The organism is Pseudomonas sp. RA_35y_Pfl2_P32, assembly GCF_963970735.1.
Lineage (GTDB): Bacteria > Pseudomonadota > Gammaproteobacteria > Pseudomonadales > Pseudomonadaceae > Aquipseudomonas.
In genome coordinates, this window is the sequence record NZ_CAXAQF010000267.1 from 1 (window position 1) to 481 (window position 481).

Consider the following 481-nt stretch of genomic DNA (forward strand, 5'->3'; position numbering starts at 1 on the left):
GCTGGAAAAGGGGACATCGTTGGCGGGCGCACGGTGCGCGGCCCGCCAACGAGGGCGTCACGCGGCCTGGGCGGCCAGGACGACCGGGAAGTCAATGTCGGTTTCGGCGACATTGTTGATGTAGTTGGTCAGCACGTTGAGCGCGACCGACGCCACGATCTCGATCACCTGGGCGTCGCTAAAGCCGGCCAGACGCACTGCGGCGAGGTCGGCGTCGCTGACGCGGCCGCGCGCGTCGAGCACCTTTCGCGCGAAGACAAGGGCGGCGTCGGCCTTGGCGTCGCCCGAATGACCGGTACGGTTCAGCGCGACCTCGGCGTTGTCGATCTTGGCGAGGTTGAGGCCGAGATAGGTGTGCGCCGACAGGCAGTAATCGCAGCCATTTGGCTGCGCGATTGCGAGCGCGATGCGTTCGCGGGTCTTGGCGTCGAGCGTGCGGCCCAATGCGCCGTTGAGGCCGAGATAACCCTCGAGCGCTGCG

General features: G+C 67.4%; 1 protein-coding gene. It reads right to left on the reverse strand.

Annotated elements, in window-relative coordinates; genetic code table 11:
• Nucleotides 1-57: 57 nt before the first annotated feature.
• The coding region (locus AACY45_RS28200; protein WP_339548754.1) for a carboxymuconolactone decarboxylase family protein at nt 58-481 on the reverse strand (424 nt) is incomplete at its 5' end.